Here is a 1,151-nt window from a genome sequence, read left to right as displayed (position 1 = left end):
GGAAGAAGCGAGGTCAAGCTTGATTCTTTTCTTATTTTCATCGATGGAAAGCGCTTCAAAAGCCTCAATCATCTGAGTCATTTGTGACGAATCAAACTCTGTATTCTGGGGCGATTCAATGCTTATTGCTACATCAAAGTGTTCCAGGAGAGCCTGTGAACTGGGGGAGTGCATAAGATAAGCTGAAGACTGATGGGAGTCTGTCAGAATTTGGGAGACGAAAAGCTTAGCTTGATCGAAATTTTGGTTTAACAACAACTGTAAAAGTAATGACCTTTGGCTTTCAGTGAGATCAGGAAAGCTATAATTTTCGTTTTTTAACAGCATAGCCAAAAGGTAAGGAGCAAAATTGACCCAGCGGTTCAGGTCATAAATCTCGTGATAAGAACCACGATGACCTTGTGTAATGACTGGGAACCAGACACCCTGTGTCGGTACTAGCAATGCAATCAGCTGGGCATCACCAAATTGTTGCAATCTGGCTAACTCCGATTGACCGAAAGAGGCTGAATCAGTAAGGACGTTGTAATCGAGAACGGCAGGAATAACGTCAGCGTCGATCCCCGATAGTAACTCAAGCTCTTGCATCAGTTTTTCCTTGTCAGGATGACTCTGAATCGTGGAAAAAATCTGACGTATGTTATCCTCCATAATTTTCCTTATTGTTTGCTGGTCCCATTTACCAGCTTGTCCTGACCGCCCAGTCCGGCTGTATATCTCTGCAATTGAGGAATACATACAGTTACCATCGCCATTAATTCTTATCAGTTCAAAACGAGATTGAATCTTTAACAATAAGGGATTGAGATCCTCTAAAGTTTGACTATCAAACTCTTTGTTTGAAACTGAAGAAGCAGAATCAGAACTCATTCTTTTACTATTTCCGTTGATGGAAAGCGCTTCTAAAGTGTGATCAATCTCCAAATTCTTGGGAGTATCAGGACTTATTGCTGCATCAAAGTGTTCCGCGAGGGCCACAGAACTGGGGTAGTGAATAAGATAAGCTGAAGCCTGATAGAAGGCTATCAGAATTCGGGAGATGAAGCCTTTCGCGTGTTCGAAATTTTCGTTTAACAACATCTGTAAAAGTGTTGCCCTTTGACTTTCAGAGAGATCAGGAAAGGTATAATTTTCGTTTTGTAACAGCATAG

The 1,151-nt window shown here is 41.5% G+C and carries 1 protein-coding gene; it reads right to left on the bottom strand.

Going from position 1 to position 1,151, the window contains the following annotated elements; translation table 11 throughout:
- Window positions 1-1,151 (bottom strand): hypothetical protein (locus KDK16_RS00025; RefSeq protein WP_257274140.1); only part of this gene is annotated, 1,151 nt, incomplete at both ends.

Source organism: Endozoicomonas sp. SESOKO4, from assembly GCF_024606275.1.
This window is presented reverse-complemented; position numbering and strand designations above follow the sequence as displayed.